The sequence below is a fragment of the Streptomyces sp. MS191 genome, assembly GCF_008042125.1.
Taxonomy (GTDB): Bacteria; Actinomycetota; Actinomycetes; order Streptomycetales; family Streptomycetaceae; genus Streptomyces.
Genome location: NZ_RDBI01000040.1, coordinates 738,234 through 763,307, shown reverse-complemented (window position 1 = coordinate 763,307; position 25,074 = coordinate 738,234). Strand labels below are relative to the sequence as shown.

At 70.1% G+C, this 25,074-nt stretch carries 25 protein-coding genes and 4 pseudogenes; 18 read left to right on the top strand and 11 right to left on the bottom strand.

Features of this window, described 5'->3' with window-relative positions:
• Positions 1-77: 77 nt before the first annotated feature.
• A pseudogene (locus tag EAO71_RS39970) lies at positions 78-125 on the top strand (hypothetical protein); the annotation flags it as partial.
• Positions 126-208: 83 nt separating this feature from the next.
• On the opposite strand, the pseudogene EAO71_RS10440 reads toward EAO71_RS39970, so the two are convergent.
• Positions 209-847: pseudogene (locus EAO71_RS10440) on the bottom strand (ABC transporter permease); the annotation flags it as partial.
• Positions 844-1,770, bottom strand: a complete 927-nt coding sequence (locus EAO71_RS10435) for an ABC transporter ATP-binding protein (RefSeq protein WP_147977469.1) — start codon at positions 1,768-1,770, stop codon at positions 844-846. The gene EAO71_RS10435 and the pseudogene EAO71_RS10440, both read right to left, overlap by 4 nt.
• Before the next feature lie 169 nt (positions 1,771-1,939).
• Between EAO71_RS10435 and EAO71_RS10430 the strand changes: the two genes are divergently transcribed.
• The 9 genes from EAO71_RS10430 (at position 1,940) to EAO71_RS10390 (ending at position 9,027) form a co-directional block, all read left to right on the top strand.
• A complete protein-coding gene (locus tag EAO71_RS10430) occupies positions 1,940-2,668 on the top strand; it encodes a helix-turn-helix transcriptional regulator (protein WP_147977468.1) in 729 nt (242 codons plus the stop codon).
• Positions 2,665-4,080, top strand: a complete 1,416-nt coding sequence (gene sufB, locus EAO71_RS10425) for a Fe-S cluster assembly protein SufB (RefSeq protein WP_147977467.1) — start codon at positions 2,665-2,667, stop codon at positions 4,078-4,080. The genes EAO71_RS10430 and sufB overlap by 4 nt, the downstream gene beginning before the upstream one ends.
• A gap of 165 nt (positions 4,081-4,245) precedes the next feature.
• Complete coding sequence (gene sufD / locus EAO71_RS10420; protein ID WP_147977466.1) at positions 4,246-5,427, top strand: Fe-S cluster assembly protein SufD; 1,182 nt, start codon at positions 4,246-4,248, stop codon at positions 5,425-5,427.
• Positions 5,427-5,744 carry a bifunctional 3-phenylpropionate/cinnamic acid dioxygenase ferredoxin subunit gene (locus EAO71_RS10415; protein ID WP_030492833.1) on the top strand — a complete coding sequence of 106 codons (318 nt, stop codon included), beginning with the start codon at positions 5,427-5,429 and terminating at the stop codon, positions 5,742-5,744. The genes sufD and EAO71_RS10415 overlap by 1 nt, the downstream gene beginning before the upstream one ends.
• A 7-nt stretch (positions 5,745-5,751) precedes the next feature.
• Positions 5,752-6,516, top strand: a complete 765-nt coding sequence (gene sufC / locus EAO71_RS10410) for a Fe-S cluster assembly ATPase SufC (RefSeq protein ID WP_147977465.1) — start codon at positions 5,752-5,754, stop codon at positions 6,514-6,516.
• Positions 6,513-7,781, top strand: coding sequence for a cysteine desulfurase (locus tag EAO71_RS10405; RefSeq protein ID WP_147977464.1), 1,269 nt, complete (start codon positions 6,513-6,515; stop codon positions 7,779-7,781). The genes sufC and EAO71_RS10405 overlap by 4 nt, the downstream gene beginning before the upstream one ends.
• Before the next feature lie 9 nt (positions 7,782-7,790).
• Complete coding sequence (gene sufU, locus EAO71_RS10400; RefSeq protein WP_147977463.1) at positions 7,791-8,264, top strand: Fe-S cluster assembly sulfur transfer protein SufU; 474 nt, start codon at positions 7,791-7,793, stop codon at positions 8,262-8,264.
• Positions 8,261-8,599 (top strand): metal-sulfur cluster assembly factor, encoded by a 339-nt coding sequence (locus tag EAO71_RS10395; RefSeq protein WP_147977462.1) that lies wholly within the window; start codon positions 8,261-8,263, stop codon positions 8,597-8,599. The genes sufU and EAO71_RS10395 overlap by 4 nt, the downstream gene beginning before the upstream one ends.
• A 62-nt stretch (positions 8,600-8,661) precedes the next feature.
• On the top strand, positions 8,662-9,027 hold the full coding sequence (locus tag EAO71_RS10390; RefSeq protein ID WP_147977461.1) for a VOC family protein: 366 nt from the start codon (positions 8,662-8,664) through the stop codon (positions 9,025-9,027).
• Here EAO71_RS10390 and EAO71_RS10385 read toward each other — a convergent pair.
• Positions 9,017-10,087, bottom strand: a complete 1,071-nt coding sequence (locus tag EAO71_RS10385; RefSeq protein WP_147977460.1) for an oxidoreductase — start codon at positions 10,085-10,087, stop codon at positions 9,017-9,019. The genes EAO71_RS10390 and EAO71_RS10385 overlap by 11 nt on opposite strands.
• A gap of 63 nt (positions 10,088-10,150) precedes the next feature.
• Between EAO71_RS10385 and EAO71_RS10380 the strand changes: the two genes are divergently transcribed.
• Together EAO71_RS10380 and dapD are read left to right on the top strand one after the other, a co-directional pair.
• Complete coding sequence (locus EAO71_RS10380; RefSeq protein ID WP_147977459.1) at positions 10,151-10,471, top strand: DMT family transporter; 321 nt, start codon at positions 10,151-10,153, stop codon at positions 10,469-10,471.
• 171 nt (positions 10,472-10,642) lie between these two features.
• Positions 10,643-11,626, top strand: coding sequence for a 2,3,4,5-tetrahydropyridine-2,6-dicarboxylate N-succinyltransferase (gene dapD, locus EAO71_RS10375; protein WP_147977458.1), 984 nt, complete (start codon positions 10,643-10,645; stop codon positions 11,624-11,626).
• Positions 11,627-11,919: 293 nt separating this feature from the next.
• On the opposite strand, the gene EAO71_RS39965 is transcribed toward dapD, so the two are convergent.
• Entirely contained in the window at positions 11,920-12,624 is a 705-nt protein-coding gene (locus EAO71_RS39965; protein ID WP_410093984.1) for a GIY-YIG nuclease family protein, read from the bottom strand.
• 1,019 nt (positions 12,625-13,643) lie between these two features.
• Here EAO71_RS39965 and EAO71_RS10360 point away from each other — a divergent pair.
• Positions 13,644-13,862 (top strand): hypothetical protein, encoded by a 219-nt coding sequence (locus tag EAO71_RS10360; protein ID WP_261992084.1) that lies wholly within the window; start codon positions 13,644-13,646, stop codon positions 13,860-13,862.
• 313 nt (positions 13,863-14,175) lie between these two features.
• Positions 14,176-14,775 (top strand): hypothetical protein, encoded by a 600-nt coding sequence (locus EAO71_RS10355; RefSeq protein WP_147977455.1) that lies wholly within the window; start codon positions 14,176-14,178, stop codon positions 14,773-14,775.
• Between the two features lie 247 nt (positions 14,776-15,022).
• Here EAO71_RS10355 and EAO71_RS10350 read toward each other — a convergent pair whose 3' ends face one another.
• On the bottom strand, positions 15,023-15,415 hold the full coding sequence (locus tag EAO71_RS10350) for a hypothetical protein (protein WP_147977454.1): 393 nt from the start codon (positions 15,413-15,415) through the stop codon (positions 15,023-15,025).
• A 95-nt stretch (positions 15,416-15,510) separates the two neighbouring features.
• On the bottom strand, positions 15,511-16,026 hold the full coding sequence (locus tag EAO71_RS10345; RefSeq protein WP_187282628.1) for a hypothetical protein: 516 nt from the start codon (positions 16,024-16,026) through the stop codon (positions 15,511-15,513).
• Between the two features lie 69 nt (positions 16,027-16,095).
• On the opposite strand from EAO71_RS10345, the pseudogene EAO71_RS10340 reads away from it, so the two are divergent.
• Positions 16,096-16,182 (top strand): annotated as a pseudogene (locus tag EAO71_RS10340) (IS5/IS1182 family transposase); the annotation flags it as partial.
• A gap of 161 nt (positions 16,183-16,343) precedes the next feature.
• Positions 16,344-16,574 carry a hypothetical protein gene (locus tag EAO71_RS10335; RefSeq protein ID WP_187282772.1) on the top strand — a complete coding sequence of 77 codons (231 nt, stop codon included), beginning with the start codon at positions 16,344-16,346 and terminating at the stop codon, positions 16,572-16,574.
• Here the strand turns inward: EAO71_RS10335 and dapA are convergent.
• The 3 genes from dapA to EAO71_RS10320 all read right to left on the bottom strand — a co-directional run bounded on the left by dapA (position 16,559) and on the right by EAO71_RS10320 (position 20,041).
• Positions 16,559-17,437, bottom strand: a complete 879-nt coding sequence (gene dapA, locus EAO71_RS10330) for a 4-hydroxy-tetrahydrodipicolinate synthase (RefSeq protein WP_147977453.1) — start codon at positions 17,435-17,437, stop codon at positions 16,559-16,561. The two genes, EAO71_RS10335 and dapA, sit on opposite strands and share 16 nt — an antisense overlap.
• A 104-nt stretch (positions 17,438-17,541) precedes the next feature.
• Positions 17,542-17,988, bottom strand: coding sequence for a GNAT family N-acetyltransferase (locus EAO71_RS10325; protein ID WP_147977452.1), 447 nt, complete (start codon positions 17,986-17,988; stop codon positions 17,542-17,544).
• Between the two features lie 205 nt (positions 17,989-18,193).
• Positions 18,194-20,041 (bottom strand): endonuclease/exonuclease/phosphatase family protein, encoded by a 1,848-nt coding sequence (locus EAO71_RS10320; RefSeq protein WP_147977451.1) that lies wholly within the window; start codon positions 20,039-20,041, stop codon positions 18,194-18,196.
• Positions 20,042-20,238: 197 nt separating this feature from the next.
• Between EAO71_RS10320 and EAO71_RS10315 the strand changes: the two genes are divergently transcribed.
• Positions 20,239-21,684 (top strand): hypothetical protein, encoded by a 1,446-nt coding sequence (locus tag EAO71_RS10315; protein ID WP_147977450.1) that lies wholly within the window; start codon positions 20,239-20,241, stop codon positions 21,682-21,684.
• A gap of 227 nt (positions 21,685-21,911) precedes the next feature.
• On the opposite strand, the gene EAO71_RS10310 is transcribed toward EAO71_RS10315, so the two are convergent.
• Complete coding sequence (locus EAO71_RS10310) at positions 21,912-22,679, bottom strand: SDR family NAD(P)-dependent oxidoreductase (protein ID WP_147977449.1); 768 nt, start codon at positions 22,677-22,679, stop codon at positions 21,912-21,914.
• Between the two features lie 88 nt (positions 22,680-22,767).
• Between EAO71_RS10310 and EAO71_RS10305 the strand changes: the two genes are divergently transcribed.
• On the top strand, positions 22,768-24,192 hold the full coding sequence (locus EAO71_RS10305) for an alkaline phosphatase PhoX (protein ID WP_147977448.1): 1,425 nt from the start codon (positions 22,768-22,770) through the stop codon (positions 24,190-24,192).
• Between the two features lie 97 nt (positions 24,193-24,289).
• Here the strand turns inward: EAO71_RS10305 and EAO71_RS10300 are convergent.
• Positions 24,290-24,928, bottom strand: a pseudogene (locus EAO71_RS10300) (TerD family protein); the annotation flags it as partial.
• Positions 24,929-25,074 lie beyond the last annotated feature (146 nt).

Below are 25,074 nucleotides of genomic sequence, written 5' to 3'. Positions count from 1 at the left end.
CCCCCCTCGCCTTCATCGCCAGGCGCTGGACCCCGTCCCCCCGGACGCTCCGGCGCGCCGCGCTCTCCGCCGTCGTGATGAGCGTCGTCATCATCGTCACCGGTGGCGCGGTCCGGCTGACCGGATCCGGGCTCGGCTGCGACACCTGGCCCAAGTGCACCGACGACAGCCTCTTCGTCACGCCCGAGCAGGGCTTCCACGGAGCGATCGAGTTCGGCAGCAGCTCCAGGACGGCCCGGGCCGCGTCGGGGAACCGGTCCAGCGGCACGATCACCCCGCCGCCCACCAGGAGCAGCAGGAACACCAGGTTCGCGGCCGCCAGGGTGGCCTCGGCGCGCAGCGTGCCCGCCATCAGCAGGCCCAGGCCCGAGAAGGCCGCCGTGCCCAGCACCAGCAGCAGGAGCACGGAGAGCGGACCGCCCTGCGGTGACCAGCCGAGCGCCAGCGCGATCGCGGTCAGCAGCACGACCTGGAGCACCTCGGTGACCAGGACGGACAGCGTCTTGGAGGTCATCAGCGCCCAGCGCGGCAGCGGGGACGCCCCGAGCAGCTTGAGTACGCCGTAGCGGCGCTCGAAGCCGGTCGCGATGGCCTGGCCGGTGAAGGCGGTGGACATCACGGCGAGGGCGAGGACGCCCGGCGCGAGGAAGTCGACGGCCGCTTCGGTGCCCGTGTCGACGACGTCGACGGTGGAGAACAGCACCAGCAGCAGCGAGGGGATGATCACGGTCAGCAGCAGCTGCTCGCCGTTGCGCAGCAGCATCCGCGTCTCGAGCGCCGTCTGGGCCGCGATCATCCGGCCGACGGGCGCGGCCCCGGGCCGGGGGGCGTAGGTTCCCGTGCTCATGACCGCAGCTCCTTGCCCGTCAGCTCCAGAAAGACGTCTTCGAGGGTGTGGCGCTCGACCGAGATGCCGCTGGGCATCACTCCGTGCTGGGCGCACCAGGTCGTGACCGTGGCGAGCAGCTGCGGGTCGACGGCGCCGCTGATGCGGTACGCCCCGGGCGTCAGCTCGGCCGCGGCCGTGCCGTCGGGCAGGGCCTTGAGGAGCGAGCCGAGGTCGAGGCCGGCGCGTCCGGTGAAGCGCAGGGTGTTCTCGGCGCCGCCGCGGCACAGCTGCTCGGGGCTGCCCTGGGCGGCCACCCTGCCGGCGTCGACGATGGCGACGTCGTCGGCGAGTTCCTCGGCCTCGTCCATGAAGTGCGTGGTGAGGACGACCGTGACGCCGTCGGCGCGCAGCTCGCGGACGAGTTCCCAGGTGGCCCGGCGGGCCTGCGGGTCGAGGCCGGCGGTGGGCTCGTCCAGGAAGACCAGCTCGGGGCGCCCGACGACGGCGATGGCGAGCGCCAGACGCTGCTGCTGGCCGCCGGAGAGCCGCCGGTAGGCGGTCCGGCCGCAGGAACCGAGGCCGAGGCGCTCGATCAGGGCGTCCACGTCCAGTGGACGGGCGTGGAGCCGGGCCATGTGGCGCAGCATCTCGTCGGCGCGGGCGCCGGAGTAGACGCCGCCGGACTGGAGCATGACCCCGATCCGGGGGCGCAGCTCGGCGGCGTCGGCGACCGGGTCGAGGCCGAGGACGCGGACGGTGCCGGCGTCGGCCCTCCGGTAGCCCTCGCAGGTCTCGATCGTGGTGGTCTTGCCGGCCCCGTTGGGCCCGAGGACGGCGGTCACGGTGCCCGCCCGGACGTCGAGGTCGAGGCCGTCGACGGCGGTCTTGGTTCCGTACCGCTTGACCAGGCCCCTGACCTGGACGACGGACTCGTATCGCATGCCGGAAGTCTAGAGAGGGGTGGCGGGCGCTCCGTCCACCGGGCGCCTCATTCGTCCTACGAATGATCGTTTACGCAGGTCAGGTAAGCCTTACCTGAGTGATGCACGGCACCGCCTCCGTCGTGGACGTCGCTTGTCACTCTCCGAGGAATTACGCAACAATGGCGTTGTGAAATACGTCGGCGAGGCCCCAGCGGAGGAACTCGCGACCGGTGAGCGGTCCACGCGCAACCGGGTCGCGCGCTCCATCCTGGACCACGGGCCCTCCACCGTCGCCGACCTGGCGCAGCGGCTCGGCCTCACCCAGGCCGCCGTACGCCGCCACCTGGACTCACTGGTCGGCGACAACGTCGTGGAAGCACGCGAGAAGCGGGTCTACGGCGCCCGGACCCGGGGCCGCCCGGCGAAGGTCTTCGCCCTCACCGACTGCGGCCGGGACGCCTTCGACCAGTCCTACGACACCCTGGCCGTCGAGGCCCTCCGCTGGATCGAGCGGAACGCCGGGGGAGAGGCGGCCGTCGCCGCCTTCGCCCGGGACCGCTTCGAGGCGCAGGCCGAGGCCTACCGCGAGGCCGTCGAGTCGGCGGAGCCCGCCGAGCGCGCCGAGGCTCTTGCCAAGGCCCTGAGTGCGGACGGGTACGCTGCCACTGCGCGGAACGCGCCGGTCGGCGAGCAGCTCTGCCAGCACCACTGCCCGGTCGCCCATGTCGCCGAGCAGTACCCCCAGCTGTGCGAGGCGGAGACGGAGATCTTCTCCCGCCTCCTGGGAACGCACGTCCAGCGTCTGGCCACCATCGCGCATGGTGACGGCGTCTGCACGACGTTCATCCCGCACGGCGCCCCACAGACCAACCCATCATCAGCATCCGCAAGTACGGCCGGGAGGAACCCCGCATGACCACCGAGATCAGCCACCCCGAGCTCGAGGGCCTGGGTCGGTACGAGTACGGCTGGGCCGACTCGGACGCGGCCGGTGCCGTCGCCAAGCGCGGCCTCTCCGAGGCCGTCGTCCGCGACATCTCCGAGAAGAAGAACGAGCCGGAGTGGATGCTGAAGCTGCGGCTGAAGGGTCTGCGCCTCTTCGACAAGAAGCCCATGCCGAGCTGGGGCTCCGACCTGTCGGGCATCGACTTCGACAACATCAAGTACTTCGTCCGGTCCACCGAGAAGCAGGCGGAGTCCTGGGAGGACCTGCCGGAGGACATCAAGAACACGTACGACAAGCTCGGCATCCCCGAGGCGGAGAAGCAGCGCCTCGTCGCCGGTGTCGCCGCCCAGTACGAGTCCGAGGTCGTCTACCACCAGATCCGCGAGGACCTGGAGGAGCAGGGCGTCGTCTTCGTCGACACCGACACCGCGCTGAAGGAGCACGAGGAGCTCTTCAAGGAGTACTTCGGCACGGTCATCCCGGTCGGCGACAACAAGTTCGCCTCGCTGAACACGGCCGTGTGGTCCGGCGGCTCGTTCATCTACGTGCCGAAGGGCGTGCACGTCGAGATCCCGCTGCAGGCCTACTTCCGCATCAACACGGAGAACATGGGCCAGTTCGAGCGGACGCTGATCGTCGTCGACGAGGACGCCTACGTCCACTACGTCGAGGGCTGCACCGCCCCGATCTACTCCTCCGACTCGCTGCACTCCGCGGTCGTCGAGATCATCGTGAAGAAGGGCGGCCGCTGCCGCTACACGACGATCCAGAACTGGTCGAACAACGTCTACAACCTGGTCACCAAGCGCGCCGTGGCCTACGAGGGCGCGACCATGGAGTGGGTCGACGGCAACATCGGCTCCAAGGTCACCATGAAGTACCCGGCCGTCTACCTGATGGGTGAGCACGCCAAGGGCGAGACGCTGTCCATCGCCTTCGCGGGCGAGGGCCAGCACCAGGACGCCGGCGCCAAGATGGTCCACATGGCCCCGAACACCTCGTCGAACATCGTCTCCAAGTCGGTGGCGCGAGGCGGCGGCCGCACCTCCTACCGCGGTCTCATCGAGATCGGCGAGGGCGCCCCCGGCGCCAAGTCGAACGTGCTGTGCGACGCGCTGCTCGTCGACACGATCTCCCGCTCGGACACGTACCCCTACGTCGACGTCCGCGAGGACGACGTCTCCATGGGGCACGAGGCCACCGTCTCCAAGGTCTCCGAGGACCAGCTCTTCTACCTGATGAGCCGCGGACTGACCGAGTTCGAGGCGATGGCGATGATCGTGCGCGGCTTCGTCGAGCCCATCGCCAAGGAGCTGCCGATGGAGTACGCCCTCGAGCTCAACCGGCTGATCGAGCTCCAGATGGAAGGCGCGGTGGGCTGACGCCCCCGCGGACCACACCAAACGACCCGGGCTCAGTCGCTGAGCCCCGCGAGCCCGCCGCACGGCGGCAGGTTCCCGGCCGGCACCTCAGGGTGTCCGGCCGGACCGGCCGCCCGCACCCGGCGGGCGCGTACGACGAGGCAGGAAGAGAGCAAGACGACAGCCATGGCTGAGGCTCAGAACATCCCGGCGGGCTCCACCACCGCCGGCTCGATCGCGGTGGCCGCCGAGTCCACCGTCGCCACGCGCATGAGCGCGCCCCCGTCCTTCGACGTCGCGGACTTCCCCGTCCCGCACGGCCGTGAGGAGGAGTGGCGGTTCACCCCGCTGGAGCGCCTGCGGGGTCTGCACGACGGCACCGCGACCGCGAACGGCGAGGGCGTCAAGGTCGAGATCGAGGCCCCCGAGGGCGTCACCGTGGAGACCGTCGGCCGTGACGACGCGCGCCTGGGCAAGGCCGGCACGCCGGTCGACCGGGTCGCCGCCCAGGCGTTCTCCTCCTTCGAGAAGGCCTCGGTCGTCACCGTCGCCAAGGAGGCCGTCCTCACCGAGCCCATCCGGATCTCCGTGCACGGCCAGGGCGGCACCGCCTTCGGCCACCAGGTGATCGAGCTCGGCGCCTTCGCCGAGGCGGTCGTGGTCATCGACCACACCGGTGACGCGGTCCTCGCCGCCAACGTCGACTACCTCCTCGGCGACGGCGCCAAGCTGACCGTCGTCTCCGTGCAGGACTGGGACGAGAAGGCCGTCCACGTCGCCCAGCACAACGCGCTGGTCGGCCGGGACGCCTCCTTCAAGTCCGTCGTCGTCACCTTCGGCGGCGACGTCGTCCGGATCCACCCGCGTGTCCAGTACGCCGCCCCCGGCGGCGAGGCCGAGCTCTTCGGCCTGTACTTCACCGACGCCGGCCAGCACCAGGAGCACCGCCTGCTGGTCGACCACAACACTCCGCACTGCAAGTCCAACGTGGCCTACAAGGGCGCGCTGCAGGGCCAGGACGCGCACGCCGTCTGGATCGGCGACGTGCTCATCCAGGCCGCGGCCGAGGGCACCGACACCTACGAGCTGAACCGGAACCTGGTCCTGACGGACGGCGCCCGGGTCGACTCGGTGCCGAACCTGGAGATCGAGACCGGCGAGATCACCGGCGCCGGCCACGCCTCGGCCACCGGCCGCTTCGACGACGAGCAGCTCTTCTACCTGATGGCCCGCGGCATCCCGGAGTCCGAGGCCCGCCGCCTCGTCGTCCGTGGCTTCTTCGCCGAGCTGGTCCAGCAGATCGGCCTGCCCGACGTCCAGGAGCGCCTGATCGCGAAGATCGAGGCCGAGCTGGAGGCTTCCGTCTGATGGCCTTCGTCCGAGTCTGCGCACTGAGCGAGCTCGAGGCCGACACCCCGAAGCGGGTCGAGGTCGACGGCACGCCGGTGTCGGTCGTGCGGACCGAGGGCGAGGTGTTCGCGATCAACGACATCTGCTCGCACGCGAACGTCTCCCTCTCGGAGGGCGAGGTCGAGGACTGCGCCATCGAGTGCTGGCTGCACGGCTCCAGCTTCGACCTCCGCACCGGCAAGCCGTCCGGCCTTCCCGCGACGCGCCCCGTCCCCGTATACCCCGTAAAGATCGAAGGGGACGATGTGCTCGTCTCCGTCACCCAGGAGTCCTGAGTCACCCATGGCAACGCTTGAAATCCACGACCTGCACGTCTCCGTCGAGGCGGAGAACGGCCCCCGCGAGATCCTCAAGGGCGTCGACCTGACCATCAAGCAGGGCGAGACCCACGCCGTCATGGGCCCCAACGGCTCCGGCAAGTCGACCCTGGCGTACTCCCTCGCCGGCCACCCGAAGTACACGATCACCGGCGGCACCGTCACCCTCGACGGTGAGGACGTCCTGGAGATGTCGGTCGACGAGCGCGCCCGCGCCGGTGTGTTCCTGGCCATGCAGTACCCGGTCGAGGTCCCCGGTGTCTCGGTCTCCAACTTCCTGCGCACCTCCGCCACCGCCGTCCGCGGCGAGGCCCCCAAGCTGCGCACCTGGGTGAAGGAGGTGAAGGGGGCCATGGAGCAGCTTCAGATGGACCCCGCCTTCGCCGAGCGCAACGTCAACGAGGGCTTCTCCGGCGGCGAGAAGAAGCGCCACGAGATCCTCCAGCTCGAGCTGCTCAAGCCGAAGATCGCGATCCTCGACGAGACCGACTCCGGCCTGGACGTCGACGCGCTGCGCATCGTCTCCGAGGGCGTCAACCGCGTCCGCGAGACCGGCGAGGTCGGCACGCTGCTGATCACGCACTACACGCGGATCCTCCGCTACATCAAGCCCGACTTCGTGCACGTCTTCGCGAACGGTCGCATCGCCGAGTCCGGCGGCGCCGAGCTCGCCGACCAGCTGGAGAACGAGGGCTACGACAAGTACGTGAAGGGTGGCGCGTCCGCGTGACTTCTGCCCATCAGGGGCTCTCCGGCCTCCTCGACACCGAGGCGATCCGCAAGGACTTCCCGCTCCTGGATCGCGTGGTCCACGACGGCAAGAAGATCGTGTACCTCGACTCCGCGGCGACGTCGCAGAAGCCGCGGCAGGTCCTCGACGCGCTCAACGCGTACTACGAGCGTCACAACGCCAACGTCCACCGCGGCGTCTACACGGTCGCCGAGGAGGCGACGGCGCTGTACGAGGGCGCCCGTGACAAGGTCGCGGCGTTCATCAACGCGCCGAGCCGCGACGAGGTGATCTTCACCAAGAACGCCTCCGAGTCGCTCAACCTCGTGGCCAACATGCTGGGCTGGGCCGACGAGCCCTACCGCGTGGACCACGAGACCGAGATCGCCATCACGGAGATGGAGCACCACTCGAACATCGTGCCGTGGCAGCTGCTCTCGCAGCGCACCGGCGCGAAGCTGAAGTGGTTCGGCCTCACCGACGACGGCCGTCTCGACCTCTCGAACATCGAAGAGGTCATCACCGAGAAGACCAAGATCGTCTCGTTCACGCTGGTCTCGAACCTGCTGGGCACGATCAACCCGGTGGAGACGATCATCCGGCGTGCGCAGGAGGTCGGTGCGCTGGTCTGCATCGACGCCTCGCAGGCGGCCCCGCACATGGTGCTCGACGTGCAGGCGCTGCAGGCCGACTTCGTGGCCTTCACCGGTCACAAGATGGTCGGCCCGACCGGCATCGGTGTGCTGTGGGGACGGCAGGAGCTCCTGGAGGACCTGCCTCCGTTCCTCGGCGGCGGCGAGATGATCGAGACCGTCTCGATGCACTCCTCGACCTACGCGCCGGCTCCGCACAAGTTCGAGGCGGGTACGCCCCCGATCGCCCAGGCCGTCGGCCTCGGCGCGGCCGTGGACTACCTCTCGGCGATCGGCATGGAGAACATCGCGCGCCACGAGCACGCGATCACCGAGTACGCCGTCCGCCGCCTCCAGGAGGTCCCGGACCTGCGGATCATCGGCCCCACCACGGCCGAGGACCGCGGCGCGGCGATCTCCTTCGTGCTCGGCGACATCCACCCGCACGACGTGGGCCAGGTCCTCGACGAGGAGGGCATCGCGGTCCGGGTCGGTCACCACTGCGCCCGGCCGGTCTGCCTGCGCTACGGAATTCCTGCGACCACGCGGGCGTCGTTCTATCTGTACTCCACGCCGGCAGAGGTCGACGCCCTCGTCGCGGGTCTGGAGCACGTACGGAACTTCTTCGGGTAGGGGTTGGTCGTGAAGCTGGATTCGATGTACCAGGACGTCATCCTGGACCACTACAAGCACCCGCACGGCCGGGGCTTGCGGGACGGCGACGCCGAGGTGCACCACGTCAACCCGACGTGCGGTGACGAGATCACGCTCCGGGTGAAGTACGACGGTTCGCGCATCGAGGACGTCTCGTACGAGGGCCAGGGCTGCTCGATCAGCCAGGCCTCGGCCTCGGTGCTGAACGAGCTGCTCGTCGGCAAGGAGCTGGCCGAGGCGCAGAAGATCCAGGGCACCTTCCTGGAGCTGATGCAGTCCAAGGGCCAGATCGAGCCGGACGACGCGATGGAGGAGGTCCTGGAGGACGCGATCGCGTTCGCGGGCGTCTCCAAGTACCCCGCCCGGGTCAAGTGCGCGCTGCTCAGCTGGATGGCGTGGAAGGACGCGACGGCGCAGGCGATGGCCGGAGCGGAACAAGAGTCTGCGAGGAAGTCGGCATGACCGAGAACGCTGGGGCCACGATGAAGCCGGCCTCCGAGGAAGAGATCCGCGAGGCGCTGTACGACGTCGTCGACCCCGAGCTGGGCATCGACGTGGTCAACCTCGGCCTGATCTACGGCATCCACATCGACGACACCAACGTCGTCACGCTGGACATGACGCTGACGTCGGCGGCCTGCCCGCTGACCGACGTGATCGAGGACCAGGCGAAGGCCGCCACCGACGGCCTCGCCAGCGAGCTGAAGATCAACTGGGTCTGGATGCCGCCGTGGGGTCCGGACAAGATCACGGACGACGGCCGCGAGCAGCTGCGCGCGCTCGGCTTCAACGTCTGACGCGAGGTCGCGCCCCGCGATTCGCTCGCTTACGGCCATGCTCACCAGGCACACTGGCGGGCATGGCCGTTCGCATGTACCACCTCGCCGTCGACGCGCACGATCTTCCGGCTCAGGCCCGCTTCTGGGCCGCGGTGCTGGACTGGAAGGTGCTCTTCGAGGCGGAGGACGAGATCGTCATCGGCGCCGACGAGCACACCTTCCCGGGGATGTGCTTCCTGCCGGTGCCGGAGCCCAAGACCGTCAAGAACCGTCTGCACCTCGATCTCTCGCCCGACGACCGGGACGCGGAGGTCGAGCGGATCGTCGCGCTCGGGGCGCGGCGGATCGACGTCGGGCAGGGCGAGGACGCGACCTGGGTCGTCCTCGCCGACCCGGAGGGCAACGAGTTCTGCGTGCTGCGGCCGAAGCGGTCGCTCACGGACTGAACGGCGGTGCCCCGGCGGCCTGGACGAGGGCCGGGGCGAGGTTCTCCTTGCGGATGCGCTGGTCGACGTAGACCAGCCCCGCCACCAGCGGCGGCAGCACCGACGAGAGGATCTGCCCGGCCAGCGACCCGATCGCCGCGATCACCAGGCCGGGGCCCAACAGCGCGAGCACCTCGGTGACGGACTCCGGGCCGGTGCCGTCACCGGCGGGGAACGCCGTCGGGATCGAGGCGATCGCGCCGAACACCTGCTGCAGCGCGAAGTTGACGACCGAGGAGATGATCCCCGCCACCAGCAGGGCGCCGAAGATCCGCCACCAGGAACCGGTCACCAGCTGCCACGAGCGGCGCATCGCGGCCGTCGCGCGCTGGTCCTCGAAGACCGCGGCCGCCGGCGCCAGGCTGAGCTTCACCCACAGCCAGGTCGTGAGCGGGGCGAGCGCCAGCAGGGCGAGCAGGGCGACCAGGGGCAGGGCGAAGGAGGCGTCGCCCGACTCCGTCGCCGCGGCGACGAACGCGAGGACCAGGCCCACCATCGCCAGCGCGAAGAGGGCGAAGGGGACCAGCATGAGCAGCATGGTCAGGAAGACGGTCCCCAGCACGGCCGGCATCCGCGACCAGGCGCGGCCCCAGACCCGGCCGAAGGTCGTGGGACGGCCCAGGACCGCCTCCTGGAGCACGGCCGGGCAGGCCGCGTGGACGACGCCGCTCGCCACGACCAGGACCACCATGGCGAAGAGCCAGACGCAGCCGAACGCCACGAGCAGCGGCCGGCCGTCGTCCCAGGACGGGTCCTGTCCGGACGGGAGGTCGATGATCCGGGTCAGGTGGTCGCCGACGGCCGCGTAGGCGATGCCGAGGGCGGCGACGACCAGCACCGTGGCGGCGCCGAAGGCGGCCACCGCGACGCCGGTCAGGGGCTTCCAGTAGCGGCCGAAGGTGGTGAAGGCGCCGGTCAGGATCTCGCCGAAGCGGAGCGGTGCCAGGGGTATCACGCCGGGTTTCGGCGGCGGAGGCGGCGGAGGGTAGCCGTATCCGTACGGCCCCGAGTAGTGCGTCATGCGGGACACGGTAGCGGCAGCCGGGGCGCACGGTCGCACACGAGTTTGGATACCTTTCGGTCCATGGGATACGGACTGCTCGCGGGGGCCATCGCGGCCGAGATCGTCGGGACGACGGCGATGAAGTACAGCGAGGGCTTCTCCCGGTTCTGGCCCTCGGTGATCACGGTCGTGGGGTACCTGGTGGCCTTCGGCCTGCTGGCACGGACCCTCAAGACCCTCCAGATCGGCACCGCGTACGCGATCTGGTCGGGTGTGGGCACCGCCGCCGTCGCCGCGATCGGCATCCTCTTCATGAACGAGTCGGTCAGCGCCGCCAAGCTGGCGGGGATCGCCCTGATCGTCGCGGGGGTCGTGGTCCTGAACCTGGGCGGCGCGCACTGACGGCCCGCCGCCGCCAACCGAACCCCCCGGTCGCCCGGCAGGGGACGCCCGCCGCCGCCGTCGGAGAACCCGCCGAGACCGACCCCGCGGCCTCGGTGTTTCCGCCAGGAGGCCCGACCGACACCTGAGACCGGTTGGCCCGGGCAGGGGGCCGACCGTTAGGTTTTCCGCATGACCACTGCTCCTCGCACCACCGGCGCCGTCGCCGCCGGCCTCGCCACCATCGCCGGTGACGGCACCGTTCTCGACACCTGGTTCCCGGCCCCCGAGCTGACCGACGCGCCCGGCCCCGCCGGCACCGAGCGACTCACCCCCGACGCCGCCGTCGACGCCCTCGGCGAGGGCGCCGCCAAGGCCCTCGGGGTGGACGCCCGCCGTGGCGTCGAGGTGGTCGCCGTCCGCACCGTCATCTCCTCGCTCGACGAGAAGCCGCTCGACGCCCACGACGCCTACCTGCGTCTGCACCTGCTCAGCCACCGGCTGGTCAAGCCGCACGGCCAGAGCCTCGACGGCGTCTTCGGCCTCCTCGCCAACGTCGCCTGGACCTCGCTCGGCCCGGTCGCCGTGGACGACGTCGAGAAGGTCCGGCTGAACGCCCGCGCCGAGGGCCTGCACCTCCAGGTGACCTCCATCGACAAGTTCCCGCGGATGACCGACTACGTCGCGCCCGCCGGCGTCCGCATCGCCGACGCCGACCGCGTCCGTCTCGGCGCGCACCTCGCCGCCGGCACCACCGTCATGCACGAGGGCTTCGTCAACTTCAACGCCGGCACCCTGGGCACCTCGATGGTCGAGGGCCGGATCTCCGCCGGCGTCGTCGTCGGCGACGGTTCCGACATCGGCGGCGGCGCCTCCACCATGGGCACGCTGTCCGGCGGCGGCAACGTCGTCATCTCCATCGGCGAGCGCTGCCTGATCGGCGCCGAGGCGGGCGTCGGCATCGCCCTCGGCGACGAGTGCGTCGTCGAGGCCGGCCTCTACGTCACCGCCGGCACCCGCGTCACCATGCCCGACGGCGAGGTCGTCAAGGCCCGTGACCTGTCCGGCGCCTCGAACATCCTCTTCCGCCGCAACTCGGTGACCGGCGCCGTCGAGGCCCGCCCGAACAACGCGGTCTGGGGCGGGCTCAACGAGGTCCTGCACAGCCACAACTGATCGACGGTGGCCGTCACCTGCGGCCACTCAATCGATCACCGCTCTGACCTGCTGCTGAGCTGTCGGCAGCTGTCGACGTTGGTCACCATCGAGCGCCCTTCCACGGCCCCAGGACGGCCCGGGAGGGCGCTCGTGCGTTGAGGGGGACATCCGCCGGGCAAGTTCGATCGCAGCGCTGTGCGGTGTGCCAGAACCGGGCTCATCGGTCGCTCCCGAGTCCGACTCCGGATGCTGTGGTGCAGCCTCGTTCGCTGCCGTTGATGTCAGTTGCCGATGTCAGACCGATGGATGGTCTATGCGCTGACGGGCAGCTCTCGTGCACGCTGCCGGGCTTGGGACCTCAGTTCCTTGAGGCGGCTGTGGAACGGGTTGTGGCGGTTCTGGTCGAGGTTCAGCGGCAGGTCGAGTCGAGAGATGAGCTCCGACTCCAGGGTCCACGGTTCGTCGTGCTCGGTCCAGCACACTTCTGCGTTCTCCGCCATCCACTGGCTGAGGGCCGCTTCCCCGGCCTTGCCGAAGGTCATGCGCGTCCCGCTCCTGCCTACGCGACGCAGCTCGATCCCGAGCAGGCAACCGAGCGTGAGGCGAAGCGTAGATCCGGCCGCGTTGCCCCGGTAGTGGTACCGAACGCGCTTGCGCAGGTTCTGCGTACTGGTCCGGTTCGCCATGTACCGCGGGGCTATGCCGACGTAGAGCAGGTGCCCAGCCGCGAGGTCTGTACTGGGAGCCTTCTCGAAGTACCACCCATAGACCCCGGCCGCCGCCGGCACCGGGCTGGGACGCGACAAGACCTCCTGCGCCGACCACAGCCGATCCGGTTCGGTGAGAGCAGCGTGGGCCACGGATCCTCCAAGGTCGGCAACGGCTGGTGGCCGCAGGCTAACTACCCGGAGCTCGGTTGCCGATGGGATACCACAGCCTTGTAAGGACGGACGTGGCCGGCTGCGGAGTTCCCCAGGTTGTTCCGGCTGTGGCAGCAGACCAGGTGGACGGCGCATCTCGACCATGGTGAGCCGTCGTTGACCATGGTTGACCGCCTGATGTGGCACGGCTGCGGCAGGGGGACCTCTTCGTCTCGAAGCAACTGGGTGAGAGCTGCCCTGGGGCGGCGGGTCTCTCCCTGTACTGATGGTCCGCAGACGTCCGCGCTCTTCCGCCGCTGTTCGTCGGCGTTGTCACGCGGTTGGATACTCACTCTTGCACTGGCGGTCAGCCAACGAACAGTTCCGGGTGAGGGCAGCGTTCTGGTGAGGTCTCCGGCCGATCCGCCCACTGCCACCAGATGTGGCGCTGCAAACAGGCCCATACGCCTCGGCAAACGCGTTCACCACCACGATCGCAGAGGGCGAATCCGCCGAACTTCATTGGCTGACTGCACTGAGGGCATCGGGGAGGGGAGCCGGACGACATGAGCGGACCGTACTCCGCCGGCCGACTCTCCGCACCATCGACCTTCTGATCCGTAGCTCTAGCGGGGTCGGTCAGCAACACCTATTCCGGCCGCTACGCGGTGCCCGAGGGGCGCCACCGAGTGGCGGCGGTCGCTGGGGTTGCGGTATCGCGCTGCTGCACGGACGAGCCCAGCGGCCGCTGCCACCCGAGGGGGCTGCTAAACGATGGCAACCCGGCTACCGGACCTCCTGGCTCTGGAAGGTCTGCGCCAGGGCGTCCGGTGGTCATGCCGACCAGCTTCCGTACTTCCAATTCCGCAGGAAGGCCTGGGATGTGCGGGAGGTCCCCTAGAACATGTCACTCCAGATAGGTGACCAGGTAGGAGAGGCGGCCTACGCGAAGCAAGTAGTCGTCTTCAGCCAGCACGGATACACAGTGCCGTCGCCGCTTACTGAACGCCACCGCTTTGGAGAGCGGGAGGGCGGGGCCACGTCTGACCTGCACAGGCGTTGCGGGAGCTGATCGACACCCAGACCTCGACAACGTCCCTCGTTCCCCGTGGTTCCCCGCACGATCTGGCACGGATGTGGCACGAGTCCGAACGGCATCCGGGTGGGCGACCGCTATGAGCACTGCTCGTTGCTTGTATGCCGCGGTTGATGAGTTGGCAGGTGTCGTGCTCAGCGCTATCTCGCTCGTCGAAGGCAGCTTCCCGCGCTCGTGCGATGCCCTGCACTGTGGGCCGATCCGAATCCGCGTGGAGGAGATTATGGCCAACAAGCGACACCTCGACGGCTATGCCCGCTGGCGAAAGGCAGAGCTGCGAACCGGTGACAACACCTGAACCAGTAGCTCTGGCCGGGTCTGTCAGCAGCGGTCATACCGACCCTGCTGAGGCTTCAGGGGGCTCTAGCGAAGGAGCCGAGGCGATCTGGCGCCGTCCGTCGATCGCCGTGTTGTTGTGCTATCCGCCGGCTATGGCTACGAGAGCGGTGGGAGACTATCGCAGACGAGGATGCATGCCGGCTCTCGCGTGTGGGGATGGTTAGCCGAGGGCCTGCTCTTCACTGAGGGGCGTGCACTGCACTGGCCACACTTGGGAGTGCGGATATCGACGGGCATCCTTGCGGGATGCACTTCTTGAGCAGGGAGGGAATATGGAATGGGGGACAATTGTGACTGTCCTTCTTGGCGGACTCATTGGGTTAAGTGGTGAAACTGTCGGAAGGATGGGGGCTCGCCGTCAAGCGCAGATAGCCCGACAGGAGGCCCTGGAGGATGCAAGTAAGGCTCGAAGCCAGGCCATTGAGGATGACAGCAGGAGGGGAAAGGAGGCCAGAGAGAGAACGGCCGTAGAGAACATTCTATCCGCCTATCTCGAAAACCCCATCCGACTCGTTGATCAGCCCAGCGAGGAGACCGTGCTGAGTGTCACCAAAATATGCTTGGTCTTGGGTTTCGAGCAGTCCTTCATCCTCAACGCCGAGCTGCGTCAACGCGTTGCCGAGATATGCTATTTCCTCGATATTTCCACGGATGGAGACGTATGTGGATACTCGGCCGCAGAAGTGGGTTTCCTTTCCAGGAGTGAGATGCGGATGTTGATGGGGGCTTGGGCTAGGGGAGAAGACTTGCCGAATTCCATCGAAGGGTGGGGAGAGCTTCGTCGAGGCCTTGCAGAGATAGAGAGGAACTGGCAGCAGAAACTGCGCGATTCAGGTTTGAGGGTAGAGGTGCCACCGCTTTCCATCTATTGAGGTGCGAGCCTGCCCCTCGGGTGAATAGGTCGATGAAGCTTCAGTGGAAAGCTCGCCCTTTTGAGCAACCTAAAAGCCGTCGTGGCGCGAGTCGCCGTGGGTTCAAATCCGACACCCACCGCGCAGGTGAATGAACCCTGACCAGCACGAACGGTCAGGGTCGATTCGTTTCCCGGATCCGCTCTTCACTGCAGTTCCCCTTGGGATACCGCGTGAACGGGCACGTAAGGGGCACGGCTGTGACCTCCTAACTCTCAGGCCGCAGGACCACATCGATGGCGTGGGCGTAACCGTCAGGGTCATCGACCGAGATGCGTGCGTGCCAGCGCTGGGGTCCTCCGATGTACTTCACGAAGCGGCTCTCCCCCAGGACGTCTCCCACTGCGAATCTCCTATCCGCCAAGTAGAGAGTCTGATCAAGCACCGTGGTGAACGAGGAGTCTGTCGCGACACCCTCGCCGTGGTCGCGGAAGAGTCGCACCTTGATCAAGACAGTCTGAGCCTGCGCTCGGAGGATCACGTGTGTATCCGAGGATGTGGCTGGCTTCCCGTCCAGGTCCAGATCATCCGGAATCCAGTCCGGAGACCCCAGAGCCACGCGCGGATGATTGATGTACAGGTCGACGCCTGCAATCTGCACGGTGTCCCACTTCCTTCGTCACTGCGGTGGGTGGACGCTAAGGGTTGTCCCGTGAACCCGAGGAGTTGCACCACGGCGCTTTGGCCACGAGGGTCTCAGGCTTGGTCGTGGCTCGCTGAGGCACAGTGATCACGCTGCTGGGTGCTGGACGACTTCCGCCACTGGTCCACCACGTCGTCCACTTCATCCAGGGCAGGATCGCGACTTCCGCTGGGCGCGTAGGCCGGTGACCGGTCAGCACGTAGTGGCAGATGTGCGCAGTACCAGGCCCGGCGGGCACCGGCTATCTCTGCGGTCGTGCCCGTTCGGAGGTAGCCGAGCAGTGCTGTCATGACCCTGCGACGCCCGAATGCGTAGAGCGCCGGCTCGACGAACCAGAGGCAGAAGCTTGGGTCCGGGTCGTAGACAGCAGCGGCCATCAGCGGATCGAAGAACTCCTCAGACAGGGTGGCGCGTTCCAGCAGTGGCCTTCGTGCGGCTCCGGCCAGGTGCCGCGCACGTCGGTCTTCAGGCACGTCGGTCGCGGCCTCAAGGTCTAGCAGGCGGGCCACGTCGGCTGCGCATGCAAGAAATGTACGTGTGGATGCCTCGTGGCGGTCACCTTCGCTCATGGCAGGATTCTCGGCCACCGGCCTGAGCAGAAGTGGTCGCATGGGGCGAGATGATCTCGATGTGGCTGTGTGATTACGGCGTCGGAGCCGTCCTGGATAGCCCCGTTCTCCGGGCTGAGTACGCGCGCCTTCGGGAAGCTGGTGACGGTGCTGCGTGAGCACCGAAGAAAGGCCCCGATACAGCCCACGGGGCAAGTTGACCCCCTGGCCAGCATCGAGATCAGAACAACTGAGCGTGACCGATACCAGTGACTCCGCGTTAGCAACGCGACGCGGAGTCACGGCGTCGCACGAGCGGACGAGGCGAGGAGCCGGACATGAGGACGAGGCCCACCGTGGTCGGAGCGGCCCGTGCGGCCGGGGCCGCCGGAGTGCTGGCCGCGGCGGTCGTACTGCAGTCGGCGGCAGTCGCCGCGGCGGACGAGACCCACACGAACGCGCACAACGCCCCGAGGGTCTCGCTGGTCTCCACCGGCCAGATCGACGACCCCCTGGAGGACGTCCTGGAGCACGTGGCCGTCCTCGGCACCACCTACGTCCACGACTGAACCAGCTCCTCGTACGCCGCCCGCAGCCCGTCGACCGCCTCCCGGTCGGCGGGCTGCAGCGGTTCCCGGACGTGGTCTCCGAGCAGCGCCTTCGCCGTCACCGTGCCCGGCAGACCGGCGGCCATCATCAGGGTGACCAACGGCAGCGTGCGGGCGTTGAGCCGTGCCGCCTCCGCCGTGTCGCCCTTGTCGAAGGCGTCGAGCACCGCCCGCATCGGGCCCGGCACCACGTTGGCCACGGTGCTGACGTACCCCGCGCCCCCCACCGCGTACAGCGGCAGGTTCAGCTCCTCGCTCCCCGAGTAGTAGGCGAGCGAGGTGCTCGCGATGATCCGGGCGGAGGCCCCCAGATCGTCGGCGCAGTCCTTGACGGCGACGATCCTCGGGTGGCCGGACAGACGCGTGAGGGTCTCCGGCTCGATGCGGGTACCGGTGCGGCCCGGGATGTCGTAGAGCATGACCGGCAGTTCCGTCGCGTCCGCCACCTTGAGGAAGTGCGCCTCCACCGCGGCCTGCGGGGGACGGCTGTAGTAGGGGGTGACGACCAGCAGTCCGTCCGCGCCCGCCTCCGCGGCCTGCTCGGCCAGCGCGACGGTGTGCCGGGTGTCGGCGGTGCCGACCCCCGCGACGACCGAGGGCCCCGGTCCCACGGCCGCGCGGACGGCCCGGACCAGCGCCGCCTTCTCGGCGTCCGTCGTGGTCGGCGACTCGCCCGTCGTGCCGCTGAGGACGAGGCCGTCGCAGCCCTCGGAGACGAGACGGACGGCGAGGTCGCCGGCCCGGTCGAGATCGAGGGCGCCGGCGGGGGTGAAAGGAGTGATCATCGCGCACAGCGCGCGGCCGAAGGGGCGTTCAGTGCTCATCCGGGAAGTCTGGGCGGAGCCGGCCGCGAAGGTCCACTTAGATCTGCTTGGGGTGAGACGCCAGCAGCTCTGAAGTGTGCCGGCGCAGGCCGTCCGCGGCCCGCCTACAGGGACAGCTTGAACCCGTCGTGGCTGCGCGCGAAGCCGAGGGAGGCGTAGAACCGGTGGGCATCCGTCCGCCGTTTGGAGCTGGTCAGCTGTACGAGCGCGCAGCCGCGGGCGCGGGCCCGGTCCACCGCTCGCTCCATCAGCTCCCGCCCCAGGCCGCCGCCCCGCCGGTCGGCCCTGATCCGGACCGCCTCGATCAGGGCCCGTTCGGCACCGCCCTTGCCGAGCCCCGGGATGTAGGTGGCCTGCAGGCAGCCCATGACCGTCCCGCCCTCGTCCACGAGCACCAGCACCTCGTTGCGCGGGTCGGCATCGATGTCGGCGAACGCCCGCTCGTACGCCTCGGTGACGACCACCGCGCCGGGGTCGGAAACCTTCTCCTCGTCGGCCAGCAGGGCGAGGACGGCGGGCAGTTCGGCGCGCGTGGCGGGGCGTAGGAGCATGGCCCGGAGTCTGCCACGACGGGCCGCGGGGGCCCGGCGCCCGGTCCCGGAACGGGCGCCGGCCCCCCGGACACGCCGCCACCCGCCCGGGCGGGGCCGGGCGGGTGGCGGAGGGTGACCGGGTCCGGCGTCGAAGCAGCGCCCGCTCGGCTCGCGGTGTCCGGTGTCGTGCGGCGCGGGCCGGGCGGGGCTTCGGCGACAGGGCCTACGGGCGGAAGCGCAGCACCTGCGGGTCGTGGTCGCTGTTCTGGTCCGCGAACTCCGCGTTGATGTGGACGCTGTCGTACTCGAAGTGGTGCACCCCGGGGCTCGTCAGGATCTGGTCGAGAACCTGGCTGTTGCCCTGGTAGACGTACGAGTAACGCTCGCTGCGCGGGAGCGACTTCACCGCGGGGAAGAGCGCCCCGCCGTCCGTCAGCGCCGTCGTGGTCCCGGAGAACTCGAAGTCGTTGATGTCGCCGAGGACCAGCACGTCGGCCTGCTTGTCGACCGCGAGGACGTCCTTGACGAAGGCGTTGACGGCCTGCGCCTGGAGGAGGCGCTTGGCCTCGGAGGAGCGGACGGGCGGCTGGTGGTGCGAGGTGATGCCCTCGTCGCCGCCCTTGGACCCGAAGTGGTTGGCGATCACGAAGACCGTGCGGCCGCGGAAGGTGAACTCGCCCGCGAGCGGCTTGCGACTGGCCTCCCAGGCGGTGTTCGCCGGGTCGATCCGGCCGGGCGAGAGGGTCAGCGCGGCGCGGCCCTTCTCGCCGCGGGCCACGGCGGTGGCGGTGGTCGCGTCGCCGCCCGCGCGGTCGGTGAAGGAGACCCGCTCGGGGTTGAAGAGGAAGACCTGACGGATGTTGCCGCCGGGCTCGCCGCCGTCCTTGTTGTTCTCCGGGTCGATCGAACGCCACGCGTACGCCGGTCCGCCGGCCGCGACGATGGCGTCCGTGAACTTCTTCAGCGTCTGCTCGGCCGAGACCGTGCCGTCGTTCTTGGCGCCGTTGTCGTCCTGGATCTCCTCCAGGGCGACGATGTCGGGCGAGGCGAGGTTCTCCACCACGGCCGCGGCCAGGGCGTCGAACTTCTCCTGCGGGTCGGACGGGTCCAGGTTCTCGACGTTGTACGTCGCCACGGCCAGCTCGTTCTTGTGCTGGCGGTCCGTGGTCTCGGGCTCCAGGCCGCGGTCGACGACCGTGCCCAGGGTGCGGGCGGTCAGCGTGTAGCCGCCGAACTGGTTGAAGTCCAGCGGTCCCTCGGTGGTCCCGGCGAGCACGTCGCCGACGTTCGCCTTCGGGAAGGGCTGCTGCGCGACCGGGGTCAGCGACTGGATCTGGAGGCGGCCGCCGTTCTGGGCGTCGTACGCGCCGTAGACCGTGCCGCCGCGGCGGTTGGCGTTCTCCCAGGGCTTCACGGTCACCCAGAGCTCGGAGTACGGGTCGGTGGCACCGACCACCCGCGAGGTGCCGACCCGGACGTTGGTGCCCTCCAGGGACTCGTAGTAGTCCAGGGCGTACGTCTCCGGGTCGAGCGTCAGGCCGTTGACGGAACCGCCCGCGGCCGGGTCGCCCTCGGGGACGTACGCGTCCGGGACGGAGAAGGCGGAGATGGTGACCGGGGCCGGGACCGGGTTGCCGGAGGAGACCACGGTGACGGCCGGCTTCGCCAGCTGGGTGAGGGACTGGTTGCCCGAGCTCAGGCCGCCGGGCACGTACTCCCCGACGGTGCCGTTCACGCTCACCGCGTCGCCGACGGCGACGGTCGGGACGGAGCTGGTGAAGACGAAGAGGCCCTCGCTGGTGGCCGGGTCGTCGTCGGCCTGCGGGTCCTGGATCCAGAAGCCGCGCGAGCCGTAGGTACGGACGCCGGTGACGACGCCCGTGACGCCCGTGACCTGCTGGCCCACGAGGGGCGAGACGCGGGTGGTGCCCTGGATGTCGTGGATGCGGACGCCGGCGGCGGTGGCACTGTCCTCGGCGGCTGCGCCGCCCGCGCCGGCGAGCAGGCCGGCGGCGAGTGCGGCGGACACGACGGCGGCCACGGCCGCCGATCTCGGTATGGAGGAAGGCATCAAGGTTCTCCGGAGGCGCTTGGAGGATCGGTCGATGGTATCTACGCGCGTCAATCTCTTGTGAGAGCGGTGGACTTGTCAAGAGTCGACGGGTGTACGAAGGCTGACGGATCGGTGAACCGCCTGGCCCCGGCCCAAATACGTCTACGCTGAAACCCGCCCTGGCCCCACGTATGTTTCCTAGGAGAAGACCMCAGATGGCATCGGATCGCCCCACCCTGCCCCCGGTTCGGCTGCATTCGGACGCGGAGCTGGCGCGGGACGCCCTGGTCACCCCTCTCCTCGCCCGGGCCGTGCGGCTCGCCCGCTGGGCCGGGCCCGGGACCCGGGTCGGCGCGGGCGGCGAACTCGTCGACGAGCAACTGCCCGCGGCCGCGGAGGCACTGGGGCTCACGGCGGACGAGGACGGCGAGGCCTACGCGAGCGAGGCCTGGCGCGTCGCGGTCGACACCGGACTCGTGGAGGTCGAGGACGGCGAGGACGACGACGAGCCCGGCGCGGTGTCCACGGGCGAGAACCTCGCGCTCGTCACCGGCGGGACGCCGCGCGACATCCTCGGCATCTGGCTGGACGGCCTGGACGCGGTGTTCGCCGACGCCACCGCGCCCGTGCTCGACGACCTGGCGGAGGTCGTCGGCGAGGACGGCCGGATCGACTTCGAGCTGCTCGACTGGAACCCGGAGGCGGAGGCGGAGTTCCTGGAGGGCGTGCTCGGCAACCTCTACCTGCTGACCGTCAGCGAGGGCGGGGTGGGCGAGGGCGCCGTGCCGCTGCCGGCGCTGGCCGCATCGATGATCGTCCCGGACGACATGGGGGAGCCGACGGACGACGTCCTTGAGCAGGTCTCGGAGGCGATGATGCGCCTCGACGACCAGTTCCGGCTGCTCGAACCCATCGGCCTGGTCGCGTACCAGCCCGTCGACGAGGCGCTGATGGCGGAGGAGGGCGAGGAGCCCGCGCCGGCGGTGGACGACGAGGACGTCACCCGTTACGGCATGGTCCGGCTGACGCCGCTCGGCCTCTACGGCGTGCGGGCCCGGATGCTGGAGGCCGGTGTGGACGCGCCGGCGGTGGGCGACCTGACGGACAAGGGCGCGGACGTCCTGCTCGACGGGCTCGCCTTCTACCCCGAGCCGGCGGCCCGCGCCGAGACCCTGCTCTGGCTGGACGGCCGGGACCCGGTGACGGCGGCGCGCGAACTGCTCGACGCGGCCCGCGGCGCCGACGCCGGCTCGCCGCTGCGCCGGCTGCACTGCCAGCAGGCGCTGGCCCTGGTCGGGCCCGACGCGGAGCCGGCGGTGCGCGAGGTGCTGGACGACGCCCGGCTCGGGGGCCTGGCGAGGGTCTGGCTGGCGGAGCGCGGCGCTGCGGACATCCCGGCGCCGCCGGAGTCGATGATCTTCTGGCTGGCCGTCGACACGATCGCGGCGCAACTCGACGCGGACGGCGACCTGGAGGAGCTCCAGGACCTGATCGAGGGTCTGACGGGCCGGCACAGCGGCTTCTTCGAGGCGGCGTGGCGGGTCGACCACCCGGCGACGGCGGAGGTCCTGGAGGCGATGGGCCGCCTGCACCGCGACAAGCGCGCGGCGAAGGAGGCCCGGAAGGCCGCCTTCAAGGCGCGGTCCCGCTCGGGGGCCTGACACCGGGCCCCTCCGGGCGCCTGCGCCGGGCCCTCCGGGCGGGACGGCGCCGCGTACCGGGCGGCGACCGGGGCGAGGCCGCGACGGTACGGACCGCCGTCCGCCGCTCCGGGCCGGATCCACCGTCCGTCCATTGGCGTCGCGTCCTCGGGGGTGTCTTGCCGATCTTGCCGGGCTCCCGGCCTGATCGACAGGACACCCCCCAGGCCCCCGCTCCGGTGCGGGCCTCAGGTCCGCAGGTGCGAGGCGCCGTTGAGGTCGAGGATCGTGCCGGAGGACCATTCCGCCTCGGGCGAGGCCAGCCAGAGGACCGCCGCGGCGATCTCCTCGGCCGTGCCGACGCGTCGGAACGGGCTCTGCGCGAGGATGCCCGGCCCTTCCGGGCCCGTGAGGCGGTCGGCGACGCGTTCCGTGGCGAAGAAGCCGGGGGCCACCGAGGCGACGCCGATGCCGTACGGGGCCAGGGAGACCGCGAGCGACTGGCCCAGCGCGTGGACGGCGGCCTTCGTCGCGCCGTAGGCCGGGTGGTCCGGCTCGCCCCGGAAGGCGCCGCGGGAGCCGATGTTGACGATCCGTCCGCCCGTCCCCCGGTCGATCATGCGCCGTGCCGCCAGGTGGCTGAGATTCGCCGTGGCCAGCAGGTTCACGGCCACGTGCCGCTGCCAGAGCTCGACCCACTCCTCGTACGGGGTCTCCGGCAGCGGATGACGGATGTTCACGGCGGCGTTGTTCACCAGCACGTCGATGCCGCCGAGCGCCTCCGCCGCCGCGTCCGCCACGGCGGCGGCGCCCGCCGGGTCGGCGAGGTCCCCGCCGGTCAGGACGTGACCGGTGCCCTCCAGGGAGTCGAGGGTCTCGCGGGCCTCGTCCGCCCGGGAACCGAAGTGGACGGCGACCCGGTCGCCGTTGGCCGCGAAGGCCCGTGCCACGGCGCGGCCGAGTCCCCGGGACGCCCCGCTGACGAGGACGCGCCGGCCGGAAGGGGGCAGGTTCATGTGTGGTCGCCTCTCTGTTCAACCCCCGTTTATACGCGGGCGGGACCGTGTGCCCCGACACCGGGCGACCCAGGGAGACGAAATCGCCATGCCCCTCAACCGTAGAGAATTCGCCAGGAAGTCCGCCGCCACCGGCGCGGGTCTGGCCCTCACCGGCGCCGTCGGCGCGCTGGCCACCGCGCCCGAGGCGCTCGCCGCCGAGGACGACGACCGGCACGGTCACGGCCGCGGCCACGGGCACCGGCTCGGCTACGGGGAGCTCGTCGACGATCCGCAGGGCATTCTCGCGCTGCCCGCCGGCTTCACCTACCGCGTCATCACCCGCAGCGGTGTCACGAAGCTGGAGTCGGGTGAGCCGACCCCGTCCAACCACGACGGGACCGCGACCTTCGAAGGCCGTCGCGGCGTCACCCTGCTCGTCAACAACCACGAGCTCAAGGGGCCCCGCTCCAAGTGGACGTACCCCGTCCCGCTCACCGAGGGCCTCGTCTACGACCCCGCCGCGGCCGGCGGCTGCACGGTCGTCGAGGTGCACCGTGACGGCAGCGTCGCCGAGTGGGTCGGGATCGCCGGCACCTCCACCAACTGCGCCGGCGGCCGTACTCCCTGGGGGACCTGGCTCACCTGCGAGGAGAACTCCGACCGGGCCGGCCAGAACGGCATGACCAAGGACCACGGCTACGTCTTCGAGGTCGATCCGCACGACCGCGGCGCCAACCGCGACCCGCAGCCGATCAAGGCCTTCGGCCGCTACGACCACGAGGCCGTCGTCATCGACCCCCGGCACGGCCACGCCTACCTCACCGAGGACGCGGCCAAGCCCAACGGCCTCCTCTTCCGCTGGGTCCCGCCGAAGGGCTTCCGGCACGGCCGCGGCCGGCTGGCCACCCTCGCCGACGACGCGGGCGTCCTCCAGGCGCCCCGGTGCTTCGACGCCGCGGGCCGGTTCGTGGACGACCTCTCGCGGGCCACCCGGATCGGCACGGTCTACGGCGTCGACTGGGTGGACGTCCCCGACCGCGACGCCCGCACCGTCGCCGTGCGCGAGCAGTTCGCCGCCGGCGAGGTCACCCGCGCGCGCAAGCTGGAGGGCATGTGGTGGGCCGACGGGGGCGCGTACGTCGTCTCCTCGTACGCCCGTGACGAGAGCCCCGGCACCCCGCACGACGGCCAGGTCTGGTTCTACGACCCGAAGCGCCGCACCCTCACCCTCCAGGTGCTGCTGGGCGTGAACCCGGACCCGTCGCAGGACGGCGCCTTCGACGGCCCGGACAACATCACCCTCTCCCCCTACGGCGGCCTGGTCATCGCCGAGGACGGCGAGGGCGTCTCGCACCTGTTCGGCGCCACCGAGCGGGGCCGCACGTATCCGATCGCCCGCAACGACCTGAACGACAGCGAGTTCACCGGTGTCGTCTTCTCGCCCGACGGCGACACGCTCTACGCCAACATCCAGGACCCGGGGATCATGGTCGCCGTGACCGGCCCCTGGCGCCGTCAGCCCCGCGGCTGACCGCGGACCGGCCGGAGGGCCGTCGGCTCCTCGACGGCCTCCGGCACACCTGAGGGAGCCCGCCGGTCGCACCGGCGGGCTCCTTCGTGCCAGAGGGCTACAGCGCCTGCGCCGCCGGCTTCACCATGCCGCGGACCGTACGGGACTTCACGAAATCGCCCATCGCCGTCATCTCCCACTCGCCGGAGAACTGCTTGATGAGCTTGGCCATCATGACGCCCGTCTGCGGCTCGGCGGTCGTCAGGTCGAAGCGGACCAGCTCCTCGCCGGTCGCGGCGTCGAGCAGCCGGCAGTAGGCCTTGGCCACCTCGGTGAACTTCTGCCCGGAGAAGGAGTTCACCGTGAAGACGAGGCCGGTGGCCTCGGCCGGGAGCCTGCCGAGGTCGACGACGATCACCTCGTCGTCCCCCGCGCCCTCACCGGTCAGGTTGTCGCCGGAGTGCTTGACGGAGCCGTTCAGGATGGACAGCTTGCCGAAGTAGCAGCTGTCCAGGTGGTTGCGCTGGGGGCCGTAGGCGATGACCGAGGCGTCCAGGTCGATGTCCTTGCCGCGGTAGGCGGGCTCCCAGCCGAGACCCATCTTGACCTGGGAGAGCAGCGGCCGGCCGCCCTTGACCAGGGAGACCGTCTGGTTCTTCTGGAGGTTGACCCGGCCCTTGTCGAGGTTGATCTTGCCGGTCGCCGGCGGCGCSGACGGCGCCGCCGGGGGAGCGGCCGGCATCGAGGGGGCCGTGGCGTGACCCCCGCCCGCCCGGGGGCATAGGGCGGATGACCGATCCGCGGGGCCCACCTCAGACGCCACGCTGAGCGGCATGAGACGAACCGCGGGCCTCTATCTGGCCGGTGTCCTGGTGTCGGGCTTCGGGTCCACCGCGTTGTGGC